Consider the following 23,682-nt stretch of genomic DNA (forward strand, 5'->3'; position numbering starts at 1 on the left):
CCGGCAGGCGGGCGGCCGCCCGGCCGACAGGCGGACGGCTACGCCGACAAGCGGACGGTCAAGCCGACAGGCGGGCGGTTCGCCGACAGGCGGGCGGTTCGCCGACAGGCGGGCGGTTCGCCGACAGGCGGGCGGTTCGCCGACAGGCGGGCGGTTCGCCGACAGGCAGACGGCCAAGCCGACAGGCAGACGGCCAAGCCGACAGGCAGACGGCCAAGCCGACAGGCAGACGGCCAAGCCGACAGGCAGACGGCCAAGCCGACAGGCGGCCGGCCAGGCCGACAGGCGGACGGGCGGGGCGGCCGTCAGACCTCGGGGCGTGGCCCGGCCCCCGCGTCCTCCACGACCGGCTTGCCGGTCAGCGCCGCCAAGCTGCCGCGCACATGCTCCAGATGCGCCTTGAGCTCCTCACGCCGCTCCACATGCTCGCGCAGCGTACGCTCCGTCTCGCGCGCCAACCGCTCCTCCCGGGCCCGCGCCTGCGCGATGATCTCCGCCGCCTGCGCCTGCGCGTCCTCCTGGCGCAGCCGCGCGGCCTGCTCGGCCATCCCGTACTCGCGCTTGGCGTCGGCCAGCTTCGCCTGCGTGTACTCCTCCAGCTGGGTGATGCGGGCGATCATCGCGGTCTCCCGCTCGGCCAGTTCACAACCGGCCGCCTCCCACCGCCCCGCATGCTCCCGCTCCTGCTCGGCCAGGGCCGTCGCGGTGCGCTGCCGCATCTCCTTGAGCGCCTCCAGCGCCTCGGTCCGCCACTCCTTGGCGTCCTGACGCGAGGCCGCGCGCAACTCGTTCACCTCCGCCTGGGCCGACTCCAGGACCGAGCGCGCGGCCGCCTCGGCCGCCTCGCGCACCCGCTCTGCCTCGTCCCGGGCGGCGTCCCGCACCACACGGGCCGCGGCCTGCGCGGCCTCCCACTGCTCCTGCGCCGACGCCTCGGCCGCCGCCCGCAGAAACCCGACCTCCTCCTCGGCCGCCATCAGAATCAGCTGGGCGCGATCACCCAGCGATTCATACGTCTGGGGGGCCAACTGGGCGATCACCTCGCGCAGCCGCTCCGCCTCGGCGGCCAGTTCATTGGCGAGAACGGTCAGCCGCGCGGCACGCTCCCACGCCGCGTCGCGCACCTCGGACAGCTCCGCCACATAGCGGTCGACCTGCGCGGGACGGTAGCCGCGGCCCCGCCCGCCAATGGTGAAGCCCTGACGTGACACCGATGCGCCCATCCTTGGAACCCCTTTAGTCCGGCATGCAACGCGCTCCGGCGCACATCTTTATGGATGGCATCACATCACCCATAACGCGACACTCCGCCCAAATCTTCGGTCAGGGTCGCCGGGTCGCGGTGACAACAACGACGAGGCGCCCGCCCCCGTCACGGGGGGCGGGCGCCTCGATCGGTGCGCGAGCGGCGCGAGCTATGTCACAGCGGGCTGTTCAGAGCCGACTGTCCGGATGGGTCCGTTCACAGGAGGCCGTCCCACATCTGCTCCAGCAGCACCGCCCACCAATTGTCCGGCGTGGCCGGCGCCGCCGGGTCGAGGGCGGCGAGCTGCGCCTGGAAGTCGACCGTCCAGCGACCCGCCTGATCCGGCGTCAGCCCGTAGCGCAGCCGCCACATCCGGCCCAGCAGCGCCATGCACCGCACGAACTCCGGCAGTCCGGTATTGACGAACTGCGGAGGCGCCGGCGGAGCGCCGGGCGCCGACTCCAGCGGTACGGCCACGATGTGCGCCGTGCCGTACTGCACACACAGCTGACGGCCGAAGTCATTGCCCATGACGAGATACGAGCCCGCGTCCGGCGCGGACTGCACACCCCGCTCCGCCGCCAGCTCGGCCAGCGTCGGCACCGGACGGCCCGGCTGGGCCTGAGCCCAGAAGAACGGCCCGAAGTCCACCGGCAGCCCCGCCCACACCAGCGTCTGCGCGACCACCTCCGGCACGCCCATCCGCGACACCGCGCGCTGGTCGAAGCGGAAGATGCCCTGCGGCCCGAACGCCTGGCCCAGCTCATGCGCCAGCCCCTCCGGCGGGACCGGCGCTATCGGCTGCACCTGGCTGGGGTGCGGCAGCGGCACCCGGTTCGGCGCCGGGCGCGCCGGACCATCCGCCACCTGGTGCAACTCGCCCTGGTGCGCCAGCAGATGCCGCACGCCCTGCTGGCGGGTCGCGTGATCGCGCCCGTACGGAGCGGTATGGCTGATCCGCACCTGCGGCCAGGTCTCCCGGATCATCCGGGCGCAGTAACCGCCCGGCAGATCGCAGGACTCCAGCTCGGTGTGGAGCTCCAGCACCTGCTGCGGCGGCACGTTCATCGAGCGCAGCTCATGCAGGATCTGCCACTCGGGGTGCGGGGTGCCGGGCGCGGAACGGCGGATGAGCTGCTGCTCGGAGCCGTCCTGCGCACGGTAGCGGAGGACTGCCATATAGCCGGGCCCGACCGTCGGCTGACCGGGGGGCGGAGGCGGATACGCATACCCGGGCGGCGGCGCCATACCGGCCCCGGCGGCACCGGGCGGCGGGGCCATGCCCGGCACGGGCGCACCGGCGGGCGGAGGCATACCGGGCGCGCCGGGACCGCCCGGGGCGCCAGGTGCCCCCGGGCCACCGGCCAGCATCGTCGCGGCGGCATGCACACCGCCCGGACCGGGCGGGGGCGGCGGTGTCTGCGGACCACCCGTACCGGGGACACCGGGAGGGCCGGGCGGCTGCGGGCCGTTCGGGGCAGCCTGGCCGGGAGCGCCCGGGGCACCGGGCGGCGGCGGGACGCCGGGGCCGCCCGGACCGGTCCCTGGCGGGGTGCCCGGACCGCCGGCCAGCATCGTCGCGGCGGCATGCACACCGCCAGAGGGCGTACCAGGGGCGCCGGGCGGCTGCGGGCCGGACGACGGGGTCTGGCCGGGAGCGCCCGGTGCGCCCGGACCGCCGGCCAGCATCGTCGCGGCGGCATGCACACCGCCAGGGGGCGTACCAGGGGCGCCAGGAGCTCCAGGCGCGCCCGGGGCGTTCGGCGGCGGGGTCTGGCCAGGAGCACCAGGTGCGCCCGGGACGCCGCCGAGGCTCTCGGGGTCGAGCTGCGAGACCAACTGCGTCGGCACGTATCCACCGGCCGGAACGCCCGGGGCACCGGGCCCGGACGGTGCGGGCGGCGGGGGCGGGGTGTGCGACCCCGCGCCCGGCCGGGCACCGGGCGTACCCGGAGCGCCGGGCGGCGGCGGGACACCCGGTCCGCCGGGGCCGCCGGGCGTCGCCTTACGGGTGGCGGCGTCCGCGATATCGCCCACGCCGGGGGCACCGCCGGGAGCGGCACCCGGAGCCGGGGTCGCGTCGGAGCCGCCCGCCGACCCACGGAGGTCGAACGACGGGGCGATGGCCGTGGGCGGCAGCGCGCTGCTCGCGGACATCAACTTGGTCTTCGCATCGGGCCGTACGCCCGGCGGCGGGGTGTCGCCATCGTCGGAGCCCGCGAGCGGCGGGGCGAAAACGGTGGCGGGCGGCGCGACCGAGCGGTCGTCGCCGTCGTCATCCCCGACATTGGTGTCGGCCCCGGCCCAGGGCGTGCCACCGCTGGGCGTGGCGGGAGGCGCCGACGGCCCGGCGGAGCCGCCCGGGGCGGGCGGGGCCCACGGGCCGCCGCCCCCGGGCGGAGGAGGCGGCGGAGTGTTCCGCCACCCCTCATCGGCGGCCGGAGCCGCCGGGGCGCCGGGCGCGCCCGGCGCCGGCGGAGCGTCCTGCGGCTCGTCGTCCGCGGTATCGCGCCCGCCACGCCCAGCGCCGTTGGACGGCCAGTCGTCCTCGGCCGCGGCCCTGCGCGACGACAGACCGGATCCGGGGCCCGGCGCGGAGCCCGCACCCGGGGTGCCGCTCGACGGCCAGTCGTCCACCGGCGCGGCGGGAACCGGATCCGCAGCGGCGGGAGCCTCAGGGGCCGGTCCCCCGGCGGGCGGCGCATCGGACGGGCCGTCGTCCGACCGCTGCTCGGGGAGGTCCAGCCGCTGGTCCGGGAGGCTCATCGCGTCCGCCGCCTCCTGCAGCCACTCCGGTGGCGTCAGCAGGAAGGACGTCGCGTTCAGGTCGATGCGCTGCTGGCGCGCGCCGGACCTCTCCTCGGCGATCTCGTCGGTCGCGCCGTACCGCTCCTCGTAGCGGCGGACGACCTCGCCCACCGGCAGCGCCGGCCACAGCGTGGTGTCCCCGCTGTCGCGGGCGATGACCAGCCGCGCGCCCTCGGACCGCGCGTCCGAGACCGGTCCGTCCGGGCGGTCCTCGGCCCAGACCACGAAGCCGAGTTCGAACTCCCGGACCCGTACCTCGCGCCGCTGATAGGCGGGCACATCGCCGTTGATCCAGAGTTCCGCGCGCTCCTGCGCCTGTGCGAAGGTCACCATCGCGCTCACCCCTCCACCGGGACGGCGTACGCGAATCCGCCGTCCACCATCAGGTTCGCCACGGTCTCCAGCTCCGGCGGACTGCCCGCCAGCCGCAGCAGAAAGGTGTCGAAGTCCTCACCGCACGGCAGCAGCAGCCGCTCCACCCGCTCCTGGACCGTCCAGCCGTCGCGGTCCCGCGCGTCGTCGTACGCGCAGAACCACACCGAACCGATCGCCTCCCCCTTCACCTTGACCGCGATCACGCCGCCCTGGACGAAGCCCACGCCCAGATAGTCCTTGGTGAAGTGGTCCCGCAGACACTTGTTGACATACACGAGGTCATTGACCGCCGCCTCGTCGCGCACCGTGAAGAACGGCTGGTCGATCAGCAGCCCCAGCTGCGGGTCGAGCGCCGCCCCGACCGGTGCGCAGCCGCCCGCCGCCTTGAGGAAGGCACGGTAGGACTCGGGCAGCCGGTAGCCGAGGTCCTCCTCGACGCCCAGCACCTGTTCCTCGGTGACCGACAGGCCCCGGACCGGCAGCCCGAAGTGGACCGGCCGGGTCTCCTGCAGCGGGCGGGTGCCGCGCTTGTCCTGGTCGACAAGGGCGGTGGAAAGCCCGCCGTGGTGCCGCAGCAGCGCCTTGACCTCCACCGGGATCAGCTCCATACGGCGGGTGCCGGCGACATGGTGCCAGGTCCAGCCGTGCGGGGTGGCCACCGACGACGAGCCGTTCCACAGCTCGTGCCCGGAGGCGTACAGCGCCGCGTTCGCCGAGACGAAGTCGGTCAGCCGCAGCTCGTCGACGCCGAATCCCTCCGGCGGCTCGGCGATTTCGACGGCCGCGCGGGCGTACGGCGAGAAGTCCGGAAAGCCGTTTTCGTCCATCCGGACGCCCTTGGGGTGGCGCGCGGCCCGGACCGGATCCGGGAAATGCACGACCTGCCCGGCGTAGGCCGTGTTCGGTGGCGCGGCATGCTGCCCGAGCCGACCTGTCGTCATGGCGGTTGCCCCCTGCTGATGCTGACTACTGGGCACAGCCTATGCGGTGCCGCAACCGGGGGACCCGGTCGGCCACCCCCGCCCCGGAACTCCACCGTCCCCACCAGGTCATTCAGCCCCGGACTACCGCAGCGGCCACCGCGTTTGGCAATCTGATCAACGCAACCGGGGGTTTGCACAGGGAGGGATCCACCACATGCACATCACGCAGAGCAACGGGAGCGGCGACGGCGCCACCCCCGCGGCCGGCGACCCCCGGCTGAGATGGAGCAGCGTCGACCCCGACTCCGGCCCGCCTCCGCTCCGCCACCGTCGCGACGGCATCCTGCCCGCCGTCGCCGCCGCACTCTCCGTTCGCGGCACCACGCTGACCTGCACCGGAGGCAAGGCCGACCAGCCACCCGCGCTCCACCCACTGGTCCAGGACTTCCTCGACGCGCTCGCCAGCGGCCAGCGCGAACGATTCACCGGCCGCTGCCCCGAGGCGATCCTCCTCTCCCGCCATCTGTCGCACGCCGAGGCCGGCCGCCCCAAGCGCGCCGCCCGCAAACCGCTCACCCAGAGTGAGGCCCGCCGCTCCCTCAAGCAGGCCAAGCTCACCACCCGCCGGATCCGGGAAGCAGGCGACCCGCACCACGGCAGCTACGCCCCGCCATGCCTGTCCTGCGCGGCGCTGCTGGCCCACTTCGGCGTACGGGTGGTGGGTGAGGCCGAGTGAACCAGGCACGACAGGCCGGACCGGCACGACAGGTAACCGACCGCATGGACTCCACCCGCTTCCCCGTCGCCGTCGACGCCGCGCTGCGCGAAGCCGGCTGGCAGCCCGGCCGCTGGGACATGCGGCGCGCCGAGGAATGGGCCGACAGCCTGCGCGCCCACACCTCACCCGCCGGCCACCGGCACACCGTCTTCCCGGCGGCCGTCGAGGCATGGGCCGAGTTCGGCGGCCTGCACATCCAGCCATCCGGAGCGGGCCGCGAGATCGCCCCGACCCCCTTCCGCATCGACCCGCTGCACGGCCTCCACCTGGCCCGCACGCTCGGCGACCTGGGACGGGCGCTGGAGACGGAAGTCTGCCCGCTGGGCGAGGAAGCGGACGGCCAGGCGCTGCTGACCATCGACGCGGAGGGACGGGTGTACAGCCTCGACCACACCGGGGACTGGTACCTGGGCGCGACCGTGGACGCGGCACTCGCCACGCTGGTCACCGGGGCGCTCCCGGCCCGGCTGACCCGGGCCTAGCGGCAATGCCGGGACTCTGTTGGTGATCTCCAGGGGGCGCTGACGGTCGGCCGGTTTGGTGCTTCGCTGGAGGTGTGCGGGGTGGCCCCACCCGGCCAAGGGCCCTGGCCCTGCTACCCACCTGCGAACTCCACGAGATCCAGACCAGCAACCGGCTGGACCAGCAGACCAAGGACTGGCAGCGGCGCTACGCGATCCGGGCCGGCATCGAGGCCACCCTCTCCCAGAACGTCCGTGCCTGCGGCCTGCGCCGATCCCGCTACCGCGGCCTCGCCAGAACCCACGTCCAGCACGTCCTGACCGCATTGGCCTGCAACCTCACCCGCGTCGCCGACTGGATTGCCGAACCGACGACCGCCCGCCGCCGATCAACACGTTTCCACGCCCTCTGCACCGCCACCGCACAGGCCTGAAAGATCACCAACAGAGTCCCGGCATTGGGCCTAGCGGGGCCCCGGCGGCGAGGGCGAGAGAAGGGGCGAGCGCGCTGGCTACGCGCTCTTCGCCCGCTCCACGTCCTCGCTCCGCACCGGATCGGCCCGCTCGGCGGACGCACGCTTGGCGGGATCCGTTCGGTCGTCCGTGGGGTCGGTTCGGTCCGTGGGGTCGGTTCGGTCCGTTCGGTCCGTTCGGTCTGGGATGAGGGCCGAGACACGGAAGCCGCCAGCCTCCGTCGTCCCCGAGACAAAGCCCCCACCGAGCGTCGAGACCCGCTCCCGCATGCCGATCAGCCCATTCCCCCCGCTCGGCAGGCCCGCGTCGGCCGCACCCCGCTCCGACGGGCCGTTCTCCACCAGGATCGCGATCTCGGCGGTGCGGTGGGCGACCCGTACCCGCGTACGCGCACCCGGGGCGTGCTTGTGGACGTTGGTCAGCGCCTCCTGGACCACGCGGTACGCGGTCTGCTCCACCCGCGGCGCGTACCGCCGCTCCCCGCCCTCCACGGACAGCTCCACGACCATCCCGGCCGCCCGGGACTGCCCGACCAGCGCCTCCAGCTCCGCCAGGCAGGGCCCGCCCAGGACCTCCTCGTCCCGCGCGGCCGCCCCCGCGGCCTGGGCCGCCGCCGTCGCGGCCACCGCGACGGCGGCCAACGGAACCCGCGGCTCCTCGGCGGAGGCAGAAGCCGGGGAAGAGGACGCCGAAGAGCCCGCGCCCCGCTTGCCGTCCTCGGACCGCAGCACTCCCAGCATCTGCCGCAGCTCGGTCAGCGCCTGCCGCCCCATGTCCCCCACCAGCGCCGCGTTCTTCGATGCCTTCTCCGGATCCTTGAGCGCCACCGCCTGGAGCGCCGCCGCGTGCACCACCATCAGGCTCACCCGGTGCGCCACCACGTCGTGCATCTCCCGCGCGATCCGGGTGCGTTCCTCGTTACGGGCCCACTCGGCCCGCTCCTCCGCGCGCTCCGCGAGCAGCGACAGCTCCCGCTCCAGACCGTCGGCCCGCTCCCGCAGGCTCTCCACGAGCCGCCGCCGGGCCCGCACATACAGGCCCAGCAGCACGGGCGGGGCGGTCAGCGCCAGGGTGATCACCAGCGAGAAGAACGGGGCCTCCCACAGGGACGTGCCCCAGCCGCTCGGGTGGTTGTCCTGCCGGAAGCGGATCAACGTGACGAGGAAGGTCCCGGCGCCGGACATCCCCGCCAGCACCGCCGAGATCCGCCGTGGCACCTCCGAGGCGGTGAGGGTGTAGAGCCCGACGACGCTGAGCAGCAGCCCCATTTCGGCGGGGGTGACGGCGATGGATATCAGCACGACCGCGATCGCCCAGCGCCGCCGCAGCACCAGCACCGCTCCGACGAGCAGCCCGAGCGCGACCCCGAACCCCACCGGAATCCGGGCGTCGTGCGCGAACCCGACGCCCTCCACCGAACACTCGACCGCCGACGCGACGCCGAGCGTCACGTCCAGCACCATGCTCCGTCGCCGTGGCCACCACCACGGCCCAGCGGGCGCGCCCCGCGCGCCCGCCGCCTCGACTGCCCCCGTACCACTCATAGCGACCAGACTACGGCCGGGCGCCAGCGCTTTTCCGGGGGACACGGCGGCACAGAAGGGACTCGAACGGAGGGTAATGTCACGCCTTTCCCTCGAACGACTGAATCACTCACACTTTCGACACATGCGTCCGCATACCGAACAACGCTGTGGTCATGAGCGAGCCACGACGCCGCGACGGCGACAGCGTGGGCGGCCTGCGGGACGGGTCGGCCACGTTCGAGGAGCTGAGGGACCGGGCGATCGCGTTACGCAGGGAGGGGCTGAGCCGGAGACAGATCCGCGACCGACTGAAGGTCAGCAACAACGACATCCTGAACCGCCTGCTGGAGGGCGAGCCGCCACCCGACTGGACGAAGCGGCCCAACGCGAAGGACGACCTCCGATCGAGGGCCCGCGAGATGCGGCTTCAGGGCATGACGTACGACAAGATCCAGCTGGAGCTGGGCTGCTCGAAGAGCTCGATCTCGCTATGGGTTCGCGACCTGCCGAAGCCCGAGTGGCCACCGCGCACACGGGAGGAGGCGTCGGCGATCGCCAAGCGGGGGTGGGAGGCGACGCTGCGGCGGCGGGAGGTGGAGCGGCAGCGGACGAAGGTCATGGCAGCGCGGGAGATCGGCTCGCTGACCGATCGCGAGTTGTTTCTGGTGGGGGTGGGGCTCTACTGGTCCGAAGGGACGAAGAGCAAGCCCCACCGCCGCAGCGAAACGGTCGTCTTCATCAACAGTGACCCCGACATGATCCAGCTCTACCTGGCATGGCTCAGCCTGCTCGGGGTCGAACCGGCGCGCATCCGTTACCGCGTGATGATCCATGAATCCGCCGAGGTGGCCGAAGCGGAGCACTACTGGTCGGACAAGGTCGGCGTGGACGTCACCACCCTGGAGAAGACGACGCTGAAGAAGCACAACCCGAAGACCGTCCGGAAGAACGTCGGCGAGGAATACCACGGATGTCTCGTGGTGCGCGTCCTCAAAGGGGCCGACCTATACCGTCGCATCGAAGGCTGGTGGTACGGCATAGTGGTGGGGGCCAGGTCGACGATCTAGAGGGTTGTCCGATTTGGCGGTATTTACCATCCCCTGTGGTGTAATGGGCAACACGTGGCACTTTGAATGCTTTGTTCCAGGTTCGAGTCCTGGCAGGGGAGCTTTAAGTTCGGGTCCTGACCGTCCAGCTCAGGACCCTCGACCCAGTCCGCCCGGAAACCTCTCGGTATCCTTCGGGTGTCCACCCCCGAAAGCCGAAGGGCACACCCGTGAGCGCCAACCGCCCGGCAGCCGTCGTCGTCCTCGCAGCGGGTGAGGGCACCCGCATGAAGTCGGCGACCCCCAAGGTTCTGCACGCCATCTGCGGCCGTTCCCTCGTCGGGCATGTCGTCGCCGCCTCCCGCGAGCTCTCACCCGAGCATCTCGTGGTCGTCGTCGGCCATGCCCGGGAACAGGTCTCCGCGCATCTGGCCGAGATCGACGCCGAGGTCCGCACCGCCGTCCAGCACGAGCAGAACGGCACCGGGCACGCCGTCCGGATGGGCCTGGAAGAGCTCTCCGACAGCGGCGTCGCCCTCGACGGCACCGTGATCGTCGTCTGCGGTGATACGCCGCTGCTGACCGGCGAGACGCTGCGGCAGCTGGCCGCCGCCCACGACGCCGACGGCAATGCCGTGACCGTGCTGACCGCCGAGGTGCCCGACGCGACCGGTTACGGCCGGATCGTGCGGGACGCGGCGACCGGTGCCGTCACCGCGATCGTCGAGCACAAGGACGCCACCGACGCCCAGCGGGGGATCCGGGAGATCAACTCCGGGGTCTTCGCCTTCGACGCGCAGCTGCTGACCGACGCGCTCGGCAAGGTGCGGACCGACAACAGCCAGGGTGAGGAGTATCTCACCGATGTGCTCGGCATTCTGCGCGAGGCCGGTCACCGTGTCGGTGCGTCCATCGCGGCCGACCACCGGGAGATCGTCGGCATCAACAACCGCGTGCAGCTCTCCGAGGCCGGCCGGCTGCTCAACGACCGGCTGCTGGAGCGCGCCATGCTCAGCGGGGTGACCGTCGTCGACCCGGCCACCACCTGGATCGATGTGACGGCCACCTTCGAGCCGGACAGCGTGGTGCACCCCGGCACCCAGCTGCTGGGCGCCACGCATCTGGCCGCGCACGCCGAGGTCGGCCCGAACTCCCGGCTGACCGACACCACGGTCGGCGAGGGGGCGGTCGCGAGCTTCACCGTCGCCGAGGGTGCGCGGATCGGCGCGGGCGCGAGCGTCGGGCCGTACGCGTATCTGCGCCCCGGTACCCGGCTCGGCGCGAAGGCCAAGGCCGGGACGTATGTGGAGATGAAGAACGCCTCGATCGGCGAGGGCACCAAGGTGCCGCATCTGTCCTATGTGGGCGACGCGACGATCGGCGAGTACACGAACATCGGCGCCGCGAGCGTCTTTGTGAACTACGACGGCGTGAACAAGCACCACACCACCATCGGCAGCCATTGCCGGACCGGAGCGGACAACATGCTTGTGGCTCCTGTCACGATCGGGGACGGCGCCTACACCGCCGCGGGCTCGGTCATCACCAAGGATGTTCCCCCCGGCTCCCTCGCCGTCGCCCGCGGACAGCAGCGGAATATCGAGGGTTGGGTGGACCGCAAGCGCCCCGGAAGCGCCGCGGCGCGGGCCGCCGAGGCCGCTCGTCGGGAGGGCGAGGGCCGGCAGTGACACGTGCACGGGTACGCCGTGCGGGGGCGTAACGTGATAAGCGCACCAAAGTGACATCCAAGGAGACTTGCTGTGACCGGGATCAAGACGACCGGCGAGAAGAAATTGATGCTCTTCTCCGGCCGCGCCCACCCCGAGCTGGCCGAGGAGGTCGCCCACGAGTTGGGCGTCAGCTTGGTCCCGACCAAGGCTTTCGACTTCGCCAACGGCGAGATCTACGTCCGCTTCCAGGAGTCCGCACGCGGCGCCGACTGCTTTCTGATCCAGAGCCACACGGCTCCGATCAATAAGTGGATCATGGAGCAGCTCATCATGCTCGATGCGCTGAAGCGGGCCTCCGCGCGCTCCATCACGGTGATCGTGCCCTTCTACGGCTACGCCCGCCAGGACAAGAAGCACCGCGGCCGCGAGCCGATCTCGGCCCGGCTGATCGCCGATCTGCTGAAGACCGCGGGCGCCGACCGCATCCTCACGGTGGATCTGCACACCGACCAGATCCAGGGCTTCTTCGACGGTCCGGTGGACCACCTCTTCGCGCTGCCGATCCTCGCGGACTACGTGGGCGCCAAGGTGGACCGTTCCAAGCTCACCGTGGTCTCGCCGGACGCGGGCCGGGTGCGGGTCGCCGACCGCTGGTGCGACCGGCTCGGCGCGCCGCTGGCCATCGTGCACAAGCGGCGCGACCCGGATGTGGCCAACCGGGTCACCGTCCACGAGGTCGTCGGCGATGTCCGGGGCCGGGTCTGTGTGCTGGTCGACGACATGATCGACACCGGTGGCACGATCTGCGCCGCGGCGGACGCGCTGTTCGCGAACGGTGCGGAGGATGTGATCGTGACCGCCACGCACGGTGTGCTGTCCGGTCCGGCCGGCGACCGGCTGAAGAACTCGAAGGTCAGCGAGTTCGTGTTCACCAACACCCTGCCGACCCCGGGCGAGATCGAGCTGGACAAGGTCACCGTGCTGTCGATGGCGCCCACCATCGCCCGCGCCGTCCAGGAGGTCTTCGAGGACGGCTCCGTGACCAGCCTCTTCGAAGAGCAGGCCTGAGGGGCGTAGGCTCCCGCAGCCGCAGCTGAGGCCACTCCGTCGAGGGGTGGCCTCAGCCATTGGTAGACTCGTGGGGTTGCTCGGCGAGGGAGGCTGTGTCTGACACGGCTGTCCGTTATCGACGCGCTCTTCGTAGCAGGCCTGTCGTGGGCCGGGTGACGTTCACACACCCCACACGATCTACGAGGAGTGCCCCATGGCCGAGGTCAAGATCCCCGCACAGCCCCGCACCGAGTTCGGCAAGGGTGCCGCCCGTCGCACCCGTGCCGCGGGCCGCGTCCCCGGTGTCATCTACGGTCACGGCGTCGACCCGCTGCACGTCACCCTCCCGGGCCACGACCTGCTGATGGCCCTGAAGGCCCCGAACGTGCTGATCCGTCTGGACGTCGAGGGCGGCAAGGACCAGCTGGTCATCCCCAAGGCCGTGCAGCGCCACCCCATCAAGATCGGTGTCATCGAGCACATCGACCTGCTGCTGGTGAAGAAGGGTGAGAAGGTCACCGTCGAGGTGCCGGTCCAGACCGAGGGCGAGCTGGCCCCCGGCGGCAACCTGCTCGAGCACACGCTGAACGCGCTGCCCGTCGAGGCCGAGGCGACCCACATCCCCGAGTCGGTCACCGTCTCGATCGAGGGTCTGGACGCCGGTCACTCCATCCTGGCCAAGGACATCACCCTCCCGGCCGGCACCAGCCTGGCCGTCGAGGAGGACGCGGTCGTGCTCCAGGTCGTCGCGGCGCAGGCCGAGGCTCCGGCCGAGGAGGCCGCCGAGGGCGAGGCCGAGGGCGCCGAGGCGTAAGCTTCCGCTCGCCTTTCCTCTTTTCCGGCCGCCGTCCCGCCCCTGTCGCCGTTTCCGGCCAGGCGGTGGGGCGGCGGCCGTCCTCAAGGAGACACGCAGATGACGGACGACGCGAGCCCCTGGCTCGTCGTGGGCCTGGGCAATCCCGGAGCCGAGTACGCCGCCAACCGCCACAACGTCGGCTTCATGGTGGCCGATCTGCTGGCGGAGCGCATGGGTGCCCGTTTCAAGGCGCACAAGGCCCGCGCCCAGGTCGTCGAGGGGCGTATCGGCCCGCCCGGTCCGTCGAGCCGCCGGGTCGTCGTGGCCAAGCCGATGTCCTTCATGAACCTCTCGGGCGGTCCGGCCACGGCGCTGCGTGACTTCTACAAGGTGCCGGTCGGTCACATCGTGGCGATCCACGACGAATTGGACATCGACTACGGCACGCTGCGGCTGAAGCTCGGCGGTGGTGACAATGGCCACAACGGCCTGAAGTCGATCACCAAATCGCTGGGCGCGGACTACTTCCGGGTGCGGTTCGGGATCGGCCGTCCGCCCGGGCGGATGGATGTCGCGGCGTTTGTGCTGAAGGACTTTTCCGCTTCGGAGCGCAAGGAGTTGGACTACTTCGTGGACCGCGCCGCGGACGCCGTCGAGACGCTGATCATCGACGGGCTCGAGCGCGCCCAGGGGACGTACAACTCCTGAAAGGCGGCCTTCGTCCGTTTGTTCGGCCGGAGGTTGACCGGGGGCCCGGGGATGGCCAGGATCGCCGCCATGGCTTCCACCGGCATGACCAAGCGCAGCCGTACGCGGCGGGCGGGCGAGAGCGCGTACGGGCTTCTGTTGCTTGCCAAGAACGTGGCGATGGCGCTTGTGGCGCTGCTCATTCTGGTCGCCGGGATGTGGTCCTCCTGGGCCGACGCGAAGCCGGCGATGCTCACCAAGGGGCTTGAGCGCGGCACGGTCACGATGGCCGACTGCGGCGACGACTGGTGCACCGGCTCCTTCACCGCCGCCCGGCCCGGCGGCGACTCCCACGGCCGGGTACGGATCGACGAGGCCGTCACCGACGGGGTGGGCGACCGGGTGCCGGTGGTCGTCAAACCCGGCACGGACGAGGCCGTCCGCACGGGCGCGGCGGGCGTCCTCCACGCCTGGGCGCCGTTCGCCGGCTCGCTGCTGCTGAGCGCGCTGGTCATCGCCGGCGGCCTCGGCATGCGCCGCACGGCCTGGGCCCTGAGCCTCCTGGGCACGGCCCTCATGGGCGCCTCTTTCGCGACGCTGACGGTGTGAACGGCGCGGCGCCCCCTGCGTCTTGGCTCACCTGTCGTCCGCGCTTCCCGCCGCAGGCGGCCGCGGAGCGGTGGCGCGGCCGGACCGGCCCACCCGGCTCGCCGTAGGCGGCATCGGCAGCGGCGGAGCCTGCTGCCGCCCGGGGGCCCGGAGGCCCGGAGGCCCGGGAGTCCAGGGGCCAGAGGCCCGGAGGCCCGAGGGCCCGGGAGTCCAGGGGCCCGGAGGCCCGGAGGCCCGAGGGTCCAGGGGCCCGGAGGCCCGGAGGCCCGAGGGTCCAGGGGCCCGGAGGCCCGAGAGCCCGGGGGTCCAGGGGCCCGGAGGCCCGAGGGGCCCGGAGGCCCGGAGGCCCGGGGGTCCAGGGGCCCGAGGGCCCGGGGGCGGACCAACAGAAACCCACACAGCGGGCGGGCCCGCTCCGGTAGGAGCGGGCCCGCCCGCTGTCGCGCCGGGTCAGCCGGTGTTGCGCAGGCCGGCCGCGACTCCGTTGACGGTGAGCAGCAGGGCGCGCGCGAGCAGCGGGTCGGGCTCTTCGCCGCGTTCGCGGGCGGTGCGCTGGCGGTGCAGCAGGCTCACCTGAAGGTAGGAGATGGGGTCGAGGTAGGCGTCCCGGACGTGGAAGGTCTGCTTCAGCACGGGGTTGGAGTCGAGGAGTTCGGTCTCGCCCGTGATGCGCAGCACTTCCCGTACGGTCAGCTCGTGCTCGGCCTGGATGACGTCGAAGACGTGCTTCAGCTCGTCCGGCACGAGGGTGTCGACGTAGTGCCGGGCGATCCGCAGGTCTGTCTTGGCGAGGGTCATCTCGACGTTGGACAGGAAGTTGCGGAAGAAGTGCCAGTGCTGGTGCATCTCCTCCAGGACGCCGTCGAGCCCGGCTTCACGGGCGGCCTTGAGGCCGGAGCCGACGCCGAACCAGCCGGGGACGATCTGCCGGGACTGGGTCCAGCCGAAGACCCACGGGATGGCCCGCAGTCCGTCGAGGCCGGCGCCGGAGTCGGGGCGCCGCGAGGGCCGGGAGCCGAGGTGGAGTTCGGCGAGCTGGTCGACGGGTGTGGAGGCGAAGAAGTAGGCGGGCAGGTCGGGGTCCTCCACGAGCGCCCGGTAGGCGCTGTGGGCCGCGTCGGAGACCCTGTCCATCGCCGCGTCCCAGCGGGCGAGGGCTTCGTCCGACTGGCGCGGGGCGGTGTGCAGGGCGGACGCCTGGAGGGTCGCCGCGACGGTCAGTTCCAGGTTTTCCCGGGCCAGCGACGGCACGAGGTACTTGTCGGAGATGACCTCGCCCTGTTCGGTGACCTTGATCTCGCCTTCGAGGGTGCCCCAGGGCTGGGCGAGGATCGCGTCGTGGGTGGGGCCGCCGCCGCGGCCGACGGTGCCGCCGCGGCCGTGGAAGAGGCGCAGCCGTACGCCGTGCCGGTGGGCGACGTCGCGCAGCAGCCGCTGGGCGCGGTGGATTTCCCACTGGGAGGTGGTGATGCCGCCGAACTTGGAGGAGTCGGAGTAGCCGAGCATGACCTCCTGGACATCGCCGCGCAGGGCGACGAGGCGCCGGTAGGAGGGGTCGGAGAGCATCTCGTCGAGCAGCTGGTCGGCGATCTTGAGCTCTTCGGTGGTCTCCAGCAGCGGGACGATGCCGATCTTGGCCCAGCCGGCGTGGAGGTCGATGAGTCCGGCCTCGCGGGCGAGGACGGCGGCGGCGAAGACGTCGTCGGAACCGGCGCACATGGAGATGATGTAGGACTCGACGATCTCGGGGCCGAAGCGCTCGAAGGATTCGCGGATGGCCTGGAAGACGCCGAGGGTCTTGGCGCCGGCGGCGTCGAGGGGTGCCGGGGAGGGGGCGAGCGGGCGGCGTGAGCGCAGTTCCTTGGCGAGGAGCTTGCGGCGGTAGTCGCGCGGCATGTCGGCGTACCGCCAGGATTCCTCGCCGAGCCGGTCGAAGAGCTGGCCGAGGGCGTGGTGGTGGGCGTCGGCGTGTTCGCGGACGTCCATCGTGGCGAGCTGGAGGCCGAAGGCGGCGAGCGTGCGGATGGCGCGCTCGAGCCGGCCGCCGGCGATCAGCTGGCCGCGGTGGGCGCGCAGCGAGTCCTGGATGAGGTGGAGGTCGGCGAGCATCTCGGTGGTGCCGAGGTAGTCGCGGCCGGGCTGGTGGGAGGTGTCGCCCGCGAGCCGTTCGCGGGTGTTGACGAGCTTCTGCCGCATGCAGGTGGCCTTGAGCCGGTAGGGCTCTTCGGCGTTGAGCCGCTTGTAGCGGGGGCTGATCTCCGGCAGCGCCTCCAGGTCGCGCTGGAGGGAGGCGAGGAGTTCCTCCGAGGCGTCGGAGTTGCGGATGGAGCTGGAGAGGGCGGCGCGCAGATCGTCGATGATCTTGAGCGCGTCGTTGATGCCGTGCTCGTGCTGGAGGATCAGCACTTCGCGGGTGACCTCGGGGGTGACGTTGGGGTTGCCGTCGCGGTCGCCGCCGATCCAGGTGCCAAAGGTGAGGGGGCGGGTGGTGGCGGGCAGCTCGACGCCGACGCGCTCGAGCTCGGCAGTGAGGTCTTCGAGGACGTCGCCGACGGCGTGGGCGTGCAGCTCGTCGAGGTAGTAGATGGCGTTGCGGGCTTCGTCGGCGGGCTCGGGGCGGGCGACGCGCAGCTCGTCGGTCTGCCAGAGGAGGTCGATGTTTTCGGCGAGCCGCAGGTCGGCGCGGCGGGCGTCGCCGCCGACGGCGAGGGTGTCGAGCAGTTCGGCGATGCGGCGCAGCTTGTTGAGGACGGTGCGGCGGGCGGCCTCGGTGGGGTGGGCGGTGAAGACGGGGCGGACGTTGAGGTGCTCGACGGTCTGCCGCAGGTGGTCGGCGTCGGCGTCCTTGAGCTGGTCGGCGGTGCGGGCGAGGATGCCGCCTTCGGCGGCGCGGCGGGCACGCAGCTCTCGGCCGCGGTGCACCTGTTCGGTGACGTTCGCCAGATGGAAGTACGTGGAGAACGCGCGTACCAGCTTGGCCGCGGTCTGTACATCGGTGGAGCCGAGCAGGTCGGCGGTGGCTTCTCCGTCACTGCGGGTGAGGGCCCGGACGCGCTCGACGAGGTCGAGCAGGTCGGGCCCCTCCTGCCGGACGAGGGTTTCGCCGAGGAGGTCGCCCAGACGGCGGATGTCGGCGCGCAGGGCGGCGTTGGTGTTGTCGGCACTGCTCACAGGTGCGGGCTCCTTGCAGTGAACGGGGTTCGAAGCGGGGGCGGAGCGCGTGCGCGGCGTGCGCCGCGGGCCCCGTACCCGGTGCTTTCGGCCATGTGCGGACCGCGCTGTCCGACGCCACCCAGGATAGGCGGCGCGACCCTGGGGGAGACCAGAGCCCTGTTGCCCGCCTTCCCCGTCCTGCCATACTTACGACGCCGTAGGTTACGGATCCGTAGCCCAGCCCCCGAGCCCCACGAGGGATCCCCATGACTGCAAGCCCCGACGTGGTCCACGACACGCCGCAGGCCCAGGAGACCCCGCTTCCCTCCGCCACGCTCGGCGGGGACAGCAAGCGCTCCATCGAACAGATCACCCTTCTCCTGTTCATCACCGTCCCGTTTGTCGCGCTGGTCGCGGCCGTTCCCCTGGCCTGGGGCTGGGGTGTGAGCTGGCTGGATCTGGCGCTGATGGTGGCCATGTACTACATCGGCTGCCATGGCATCACGATCGGTTACCACCGCTACTTCACCCATGGCTCGTTCAAGGCCAAGCGGCCGCTGCGGATCGCGCTGGCGATCGCCGGGTCGCTGGCGGTGGAGGGGCCGCTGGTGCGGTGGGTCGCCGATCACCGCAAGCATCACAAGTTTTCCGACGCGGAGGGCGATCCGCACTCTCCGTGGCGGTACGGGGAGACGATTCCGGCCCTGATGAAGGGGTTGTGGTGGGCCCATATCGGGTGGATGTTCGACGAGGAGCAGACGTCGCAGCACAAGTACGCACCAGATCTGATCAAGGACGACGCGATCCGTGGGATCAGCCGGCAGTTCGTGGTGTGGACGGTTGTCTCACTGATGCTGCCGGCGGTGATCGGCGGGCTCGTCACCTGGTCCTGGCAGGGCGCACTGACCGCCTTCTTCTGGGGGTCCCTCGTCCGGGTGGCGTTGTTGCACCATGTGACCTGGTCGATCAACTCGATCTGCCACGCGGTCGGCAAGCGTCCGTTCAAGTCGCGTGACCGGTCCGGCAACGTGTGGTGGCTGGCGGTCCTCTCGTGCGGCGAGTCCTGGCACAACCTGCACCATGCGGACCCGACCTGTGCGCGCCACGGGGTGATGAAGGGCCAGCTGGACTCCAGTGCCCGGATCATCCGCTGGTTCGAGAAGGCGGGCTGGGCGTACGACGTCCGGTGGCCCAACGAGGCCCGGATCGACGCCCGCCGTCAGGAGAAGTCCGCGAAAGCGGCATGATGGAGGACGTGGAGACCGATAGTAATACCAGCGGCGACGAGGACCGGCCCGTCAGGGCCGTCCGACCCTCCGGAGCCGGCAAGCGCCGTCCCCGCCGGGTCCGGATGACCGGCAAGGAGCGCCGGGAGCAGCTGCTGGACATCGGTCGCACGCTCTTCGCCGAGCGCGGCTTCGAGGGCACCTCGGTGGAGGAGATAGCGGCGAAGGCCGGGGTCTCCAAGCCGGTGGTGTACGAGCACTTCGGCGGCAAGGAGGGGCTGTACGCGGTCGTGGTGGACCGGGAGATGCGGCGGATGCTGGACATGGTGACCACCTCCCTGACCGCCGGCCATCCGCGGGAGCTGTGCGAGCAGGCCACCTTCGCTCTGCTGGACTACATCGAGGAGTACACGGACGGCTTCCGCATCCTCGTCCGGGACTCCCCCGTCGCCCAGTCGACGGGCACCTTCGCCTCGCTGATCAGCGATATCGCCACCCAGGTGGAGGACATCCTGGGGCTGGAGTTCAAGGCCCGCGGCTTCGACGCCAAGCTCGCCCCGCTCTATGCCCAGGCCCTGGTCGGCATGGTCGCCCTGACCGGCCAGTGGTGGCTGGACGTCCGTAAGCCGAAGAAGGCCGAGGTGGCGGCCCATCTGGTGAATCTGGCCTGGCACGGTCTGGACGGTCTGGCGCAGAAGCCGCGGCTGATCGGCCATCGAAAGAACTGAGCCGAGTGTTCGCCTTTCATCGAACGCTGGGCTAGATTGAGTCTCCGCGCAGGCCCATCGCGCTCATGTGCCCTTGTGAAGGAGCTCTGTCATGCCCTCATCAGCTTCCGGTCCCCACACCCCCGTCCGCGTCGGCATCGTCGGCCTGAGCGCGCGGGGCGGCTGGGCGGCCACCGCGCATGTGCCCGCGCTGGCGGCGCTGGACGGATACGAGCTGCGGGCGCTCAGCGCGAGCAGCGAGGAGTCCGCCCGCGCGGCGGGCGCGGCACACGACGTGCCGCTGACCTTCGGCAGCGCCGGGGAACTCGCCCGGTCCGAGGAGGTCGACCTGGTGGTGGTCACGGTGAAGGTGCCGCACCACCGCGAGCTGATCGTCCCGGCTCTGGAGGCGGGGAAGGCGGTGCTCAGCGAGTGGCCACTGGGCAACGGTCTGGCGCAGGCCGAGGAGCTGGCGGCGCTCGCCGAGGCCAGGGGCGTCCGCACCGCGGTCGGCCTCCAGGCCCGCTCCGCCCCGCCGCTGCGCTATCTGCGCGATCTGATCGCCGACGGCTATGTGGGGCGGGTGCTGTCCACCACGGTGGTGGGCTCGGGGCGGCACTGGGGCCCGACGTTCGACGAGGGCAGCGACTACCTGCTGGACCGGGCCAATGGCGCGACGCTGCTGTCCATCCCGTTCGGCCACACCGCCGACGCGGTGGCCATGGTGCTCGGTGAGTTCGCCGAGTTCTCCGCGACGACGGCGACAGTCCGCACGGAGGTCAGGCACGCCACGACCGGGCAGACCCTGCCCAAGACCGCCGAGGATCAGATCGCGGTCACCGGGACGCTGGAGTCCGGCGCCGTCGCCGCCCTCCACTTCCGGGGCGGCACTTCCCGCGCCACCGACTTCCACTGGGAGATCAACGGCACCGAGGGCGATCTGGTGGTCAAGGCCGAGTCCCGCGCCCTGTGGATGGGCCGGATCACCCTCCACGGCGGCCGCGGCCAGGACACCGGCCTGACCGAGCTCCCCGTCCCCGCCGCGTACGAGACCCTCCCCCAGCTGGCCGGCCGCTCGACCGAGCCCGCGTACAACGTGGCGTACGCCTACGCGCAGCTGCTCGACGACCTCACCCAGGGCACCCGTCAGACCCCCGGCTTCGCCCACGCGGCCCGCCACCACCGCTTCCTGGACCGCATCCAGGAATCGGCCCGCACCGGCGACCGGCTGGCCGTCAGCGCCTGACCATCACCTCGCCGATGACGAAGCCCTTGGCCGGGCCGTCGGGGATGATCGCCTCGGTGCCGTAGGGCACGCGGTGCTCGTCGGTGTGGACGGCCTTGTGGGGGTCGGGTGATGTCAGGAATTCCAGCCGGTTGCCGGCCGGGTCCTCGGAGTAGAAGCGGCGATGGCCCGGCAGCTGCTCGTCCCAGATGACCCGGGCGCCGTGTTCGGCCAGGCGGGTGGCGAAGGCGTCGATGGCGGTGACCCGGATACCGGGGTGGGCCTTGGCGGAGGGGCGGAAGCCCTTCTCGATGCCGAGGTGGAGCTGGACGGGGCCGCTTCGGAACCACAGGCCGCCGTTGGCGGCCAGGGAGGCCGGTTTGGGGATCTCGGTCATGCCGAGCGCCTCGCCGTAGTAGGCGCGCAGCGCGGGTTCGGTGCCGGGTGGTGCGGCGAGCTGGACATGGTCGAGTGCTGTGATCAGCGCTCCCCCTTCCGGGCGACGACGAAGATGCGGCGGAACGGGAAGGCCGTGCCGTAGGAGCCGGACGGGTAGGCCTCGCGGAGCAGGGCGGCGTACTCGGCCAGGAACTCCTCGCGGGCCGCCGGGTCGTCGGCGAGGGCGGTGAGGACGGGACGCAGGGCGGTGCCCTTGACCCAGTCGAGGACCGGGTCGGGGCCGGTGAGGATCTGGAGGTAGGTGGTTTCCCAGGCGTCGACCTCGCAGCCGAGGGCGGTGAGCCGGTCCAGGTAGGCGATCGGCTCCAGGACGGAGGCGGGGTCGCGGAGGCGGTCGGCCAGCCGGGCGTGCCAGCGGGGGGAGGCGCACAGGTCACGGAGGAGGGTGTGGCTGGGGGAGGTGAAGTTGCCGGGGACCTGGAAGGCGAGGGTGCCGCCGGGGCGGAGGGCGGCGAGCCAGGTGGTGAAGGCGTCGGCGTGGCCGGGCACCCACTGCAGGGCGGCGTTGGAGACGATCAGGTCGTACGGCTCCTCGGGGGCCCAGCGCAGAACGTCGGCACAGCGGAAGTGGAGGCGGCCGCCGCCGGCGGTGGGGCCGGCGAGGGGGTGGGCCTCGGCGAGCATCTCGGCTGAGTTGTCGAGGCCGGTGACATGGGCGCCGGGCCAGCGGTCGAAGAGCAGGACGGTGACATTGCCGGGGCCGCAGCCGAGGTCGGCGATCCGCGGGGGCCGGTCGGGGGTGGCCGGGGGTTCGGGGATCTGGGCCAGGAGATCGCGGAAGGGGCGGGTCCGGTGCTGGGTGTGGCGCAGATACTGGTGCGGATCCCAGTGGGGTGAGGTGGTCATGGTCGGTCCCCCTGCGGGTACGGTCGATGGCGCACTTACGGTGCTCCAGAATGTCTCTTGATGTCAAGAGACTTCATGTCGACAGACCTACTAGACTGTTCGCCATGGAGGACGAGGTCGATCGGCTGGTCGCGGCATGGCGGCGGGAACGCCCCGACCTGGACGTGGAACCGCTGGAAGTGCTCAGCCGGGTCAGCCGGCTGGCCCGGCATCTCGACCGGGCGCGGCGGATCGCCTTCGCCGAGCACAACCTGGAGCCGTGGGAGTTCGACGTCCTGACCTCGCTGCGCCGTGCCGGGACCCCGTATCAGCTCTCCCCCGGGCAGCTGCTGACCCAGACCCTGGTCACCTCGGGCACCATGACCAACCGCATCGACCGGCTGGCCAAGAAGGGCCTGGTGGAGCGGTTGCCCGACCCCAGCGACCGGCGCGGGGTGCTGGTGCGGCTGACCGCCGAGGGGCGTGACCGCGCCGACCAGGCGCTCTCCGAGCTGCTGGGCCAGGAGCGCGCCCTGCTCGCCGAGCTGTCCCAGGCCCAGCGGGCCGAACTGGCGGCGCTGCTACGCCAGCTGACCGCCCCGTTCGACAATCTCCCCGGCTAGGTCGACCGGGCCGACCCCGGCCCGCCGGGCCAGGGCCACGGCCGCCAGCGTGGAGTGAACCCCCAGCTTGCCCAGCACATTCTGCATATGGGTGCGCACGGTGTGCGGGGAGAGGAAGAGCCGCTCGGCGACCGCCTTGCGGCCGAGCCCGGCCACCATGCAGCGCAGTACCTCCCGCTCACGCGGCGTCAGGGACTCGACCAGCCGCTCGCTCTCCGTGCGGTGCTTACGGGCGGCCGTCAACTCCCGCAGAACGTCGGTGAGCAGGGCGGGTGGCAGATGGGTCTCATCGCGGAGCACGCCCCGGATGACCGCGAGCAGCCGGACCAGCGAGCAGTCCTTGGCGACCCAGCCACACGCCCCGGCCTGCAGCGCCGCCGCCGCGCGGCGTGGATCGTCGCGCTCGGCCAGCACCACGGTGCGCACGCCCGGCTGTGCGGTGCGGACGCCGCCGACCAGCGATATGCCGTCCGCCGCCCTGCCGTTCACGCGGCCGGGCGGGGTGGCCGGCCCCGCGCCGGGTGGCGCGGCCGGAGCCCCGCCGGGCGGCCCGCCGCGCGGCCCGCCGTAGGCCGCCTCGGCCGGTACCCGCAGCGGCGGTGGGGCCACGGCGTCGGTGGCCCCCGTGCCCAGATCGGCGTCGACCAGGAGCACATCGAAGCGGCGCCCCTCGGCCGCTCCGCGCTCCAGACATCGCAGCGCCGCCGGGCCGCTGCCGGCCGCCGCCACGTCCACGTCCTGCTCCGCCGCGAGGGCGGCGGCCAGTGACTCGGCGAAAATACGATGGTCGTCAACCACGAGAACCCGAATACGTGCCACGGACACCACACCCCCCACGTCGCCGGATGAACCCCGGATACACCGAGAAGCAGTGCAAGTACGGCGCCCGGCGAGAGGTCACCGCGATCCGCACGGCCGCCGCCGCGCTTTGATCGCTACCCCGCCCCGGGCGTCGTACCTGACTGTCTCGCCCCCTGATAGGCGTCGGCCCCCACCGACGCTGTACTCAGAGTAA

Annotated in this window: 21 protein-coding genes and 1 tRNA gene; 14 read left to right on the forward strand and 8 right to left on the reverse strand. The window is 72.0% G+C overall.

From position 1 onward, the window contains the following. Positions 1–305 precede the first annotated feature (305 nt). From ABZU99_RS02890 to ABZU99_RS02900, 3 genes are all read right to left on the reverse strand, one after another. Entirely contained in the window at positions 306–1,223 is a 918-nt protein-coding gene (locus ABZU99_RS02890) for a cellulose-binding protein (RefSeq protein WP_355943610.1), read from the reverse strand. Positions 1,224–1,462: 239 nt separating this feature from the next. Beyond that, positions 1,463–4,387 carry an SUKH-4 family immunity protein gene (locus tag ABZU99_RS02895; RefSeq protein ID WP_355943612.1) on the reverse strand — a complete coding sequence of 975 codons (2,925 nt, stop codon included), beginning with the start codon at positions 4,385–4,387 and terminating at the stop codon, positions 1,463–1,465. Between the two features lie 5 nt (positions 4,388–4,392). After that, positions 4,393–5,370: an SMI1/KNR4 family protein gene (locus tag ABZU99_RS02900; RefSeq protein ID WP_355943614.1), complete on the reverse strand. Its 978-nt coding sequence runs from the start codon at positions 5,368–5,370 to the stop codon at positions 4,393–4,395. 196 nt (positions 5,371–5,566) lie between these two features. Between ABZU99_RS02900 and ABZU99_RS02905 the strand changes: the two genes are divergently transcribed. The 3 genes from ABZU99_RS02905 (at position 5,567) to ABZU99_RS02915 (ending at position 7,025) form a co-directional block, all read left to right on the forward strand. Next, the gene (locus tag ABZU99_RS02905; RefSeq protein WP_355943616.1) at positions 5,567–6,088 is read left to right on the forward strand and encodes a YwqJ-related putative deaminase; all 522 of its coding nucleotides are present in this window, start codon (positions 5,567–5,569) and stop codon (positions 6,086–6,088) included. 44 nt (positions 6,089–6,132) lie between these two features. Continuing rightward, complete coding sequence (locus ABZU99_RS02910; protein WP_355943618.1) at positions 6,133–6,612, forward strand: SUKH-3 domain-containing protein; 480 nt, start codon at positions 6,133–6,135, stop codon at positions 6,610–6,612. Between the two features lie 74 nt (positions 6,613–6,686). Beyond that, on the forward strand, positions 6,687–7,025 hold the full coding sequence (locus tag ABZU99_RS02915; protein WP_355943620.1) for a transposase: 339 nt from the start codon (positions 6,687–6,689) through the stop codon (positions 7,023–7,025). Positions 7,026–7,103: 78 nt separating this feature from the next. Here ABZU99_RS02915 and ABZU99_RS02920 read toward each other — a convergent pair whose 3' ends face one another. Next, positions 7,104–8,609, reverse strand: a complete 1,506-nt coding sequence (locus ABZU99_RS02920) for a histidine kinase (protein WP_356044084.1) — start codon at positions 8,607–8,609, stop codon at positions 7,104–7,106. Between the two features lie 155 nt (positions 8,610–8,764). On the opposite strand from ABZU99_RS02920, the gene ABZU99_RS02925 reads away from it, so the two are divergent. From ABZU99_RS02925 to ABZU99_RS02955, 7 genes are all read left to right on the forward strand, one after another. Beyond that, positions 8,765–9,658: a hypothetical protein gene (locus tag ABZU99_RS02925; RefSeq protein ID WP_355943624.1), complete on the forward strand. Its 894-nt coding sequence runs from the start codon at positions 8,765–8,767 to the stop codon at positions 9,656–9,658. Between the two features lie 29 nt (positions 9,659–9,687). Next, positions 9,688–9,759 (forward strand) — tRNA-Gln (locus ABZU99_RS02930). 108 nt (positions 9,760–9,867) lie between these two features. Then, positions 9,868–11,325, forward strand: coding sequence for a bifunctional UDP-N-acetylglucosamine diphosphorylase/glucosamine-1-phosphate N-acetyltransferase GlmU (glmU, locus tag ABZU99_RS02935; RefSeq protein WP_355943626.1), 1,458 nt, complete (start codon positions 9,868–9,870; stop codon positions 11,323–11,325). 72 nt (positions 11,326–11,397) lie between these two features. Next, entirely contained in the window at positions 11,398–12,375 is a 978-nt protein-coding gene (locus ABZU99_RS02940; RefSeq protein ID WP_355943628.1) for a ribose-phosphate diphosphokinase, read from the forward strand. 196 nt (positions 12,376–12,571) lie between these two features. After that, on the forward strand, positions 12,572–13,171 hold the full coding sequence (locus ABZU99_RS02945) for a 50S ribosomal protein L25/general stress protein Ctc (RefSeq protein WP_355943630.1): 600 nt from the start codon (positions 12,572–12,574) through the stop codon (positions 13,169–13,171). A gap of 99 nt (positions 13,172–13,270) precedes the next feature. Continuing rightward, the gene (gene pth, locus ABZU99_RS02950; RefSeq protein WP_355943632.1) at positions 13,271–13,861 is read left to right on the forward strand and encodes an aminoacyl-tRNA hydrolase; all 591 of its coding nucleotides are present in this window, start codon (positions 13,271–13,273) and stop codon (positions 13,859–13,861) included. A 69-nt stretch (positions 13,862–13,930) separates the two neighbouring features. Continuing rightward, positions 13,931–14,449: a hypothetical protein gene (locus ABZU99_RS02955; protein WP_356044078.1), complete on the forward strand. Its 519-nt coding sequence runs from the start codon at positions 13,931–13,933 to the stop codon at positions 14,447–14,449. A 450-nt stretch (positions 14,450–14,899) separates the two neighbouring features. Here ABZU99_RS02955 and ppc read toward each other — a convergent pair whose 3' ends face one another. Then, positions 14,900–17,620 carry a phosphoenolpyruvate carboxylase gene (ppc, locus tag ABZU99_RS02960; RefSeq protein ID WP_355943636.1) on the reverse strand — a complete coding sequence of 907 codons (2,721 nt, stop codon included), beginning with the start codon at positions 17,618–17,620 and terminating at the stop codon, positions 14,900–14,902. Positions 17,621–17,868: 248 nt separating this feature from the next. Here ppc and ABZU99_RS02965 point away from each other — a divergent pair, with 248 nt between their 5' ends. From ABZU99_RS02965 to ABZU99_RS02975, 3 genes are all read left to right on the forward strand, one after another. After that, positions 17,869–18,849 carry a fatty acid desaturase gene (locus ABZU99_RS02965; protein WP_355943638.1) on the forward strand — a complete coding sequence of 327 codons (981 nt, stop codon included), beginning with the start codon at positions 17,869–17,871 and terminating at the stop codon, positions 18,847–18,849. Continuing rightward, entirely contained in the window at positions 18,849–19,556 is a 708-nt protein-coding gene (locus tag ABZU99_RS02970; protein ID WP_355943678.1) for a TetR/AcrR family transcriptional regulator, read from the forward strand. Before ABZU99_RS02965 ends, ABZU99_RS02970 begins: the two co-directional genes overlap by 1 nt. A 91-nt stretch (positions 19,557–19,647) precedes the next feature. Then, positions 19,648–20,781 carry a Gfo/Idh/MocA family oxidoreductase gene (locus ABZU99_RS02975; protein ID WP_356044074.1) on the forward strand — a complete coding sequence of 378 codons (1,134 nt, stop codon included), beginning with the start codon at positions 19,648–19,650 and terminating at the stop codon, positions 20,779–20,781. On the opposite strand, the gene ABZU99_RS02980 is transcribed toward ABZU99_RS02975, so the two are convergent. Then, positions 20,771–21,244: a VOC family protein gene (locus ABZU99_RS02980; protein WP_356044221.1), complete on the reverse strand. Its 474-nt coding sequence runs from the start codon at positions 21,242–21,244 to the stop codon at positions 20,771–20,773. The two genes, ABZU99_RS02975 and ABZU99_RS02980, sit on opposite strands and share 11 nt — an antisense overlap. Continuing rightward, positions 21,241–22,065, reverse strand: coding sequence for a trans-aconitate 2-methyltransferase (locus tag ABZU99_RS02985; protein WP_356044071.1), 825 nt, complete (start codon positions 22,063–22,065; stop codon positions 21,241–21,243). The genes ABZU99_RS02980 and ABZU99_RS02985 overlap by 4 nt, the downstream gene beginning before the upstream one ends. A gap of 104 nt (positions 22,066–22,169) precedes the next feature. Here ABZU99_RS02985 and ABZU99_RS02990 point away from each other — a divergent pair, with 104 nt between their 5' ends. Next, on the forward strand, positions 22,170–22,667 hold the full coding sequence (locus ABZU99_RS02990; RefSeq protein ID WP_355943643.1) for a MarR family transcriptional regulator: 498 nt from the start codon (positions 22,170–22,172) through the stop codon (positions 22,665–22,667). On the opposite strand, the gene ABZU99_RS02995 is transcribed toward ABZU99_RS02990, so the two are convergent. Further along, positions 22,626–23,486, reverse strand: a complete 861-nt coding sequence (locus ABZU99_RS02995; RefSeq protein ID WP_355943645.1) for a response regulator transcription factor — start codon at positions 23,484–23,486, stop codon at positions 22,626–22,628. The two genes, ABZU99_RS02990 and ABZU99_RS02995, sit on opposite strands and share 42 nt — an antisense overlap. Positions 23,487–23,682: the final 196 nt, after the last annotated feature.

Source organism: Streptomyces sp. NPDC005266 (assembly GCF_040607655.1).
Classification (GTDB): domain Bacteria; phylum Actinomycetota; class Actinomycetes; order Streptomycetales; family Streptomycetaceae; genus Streptomyces.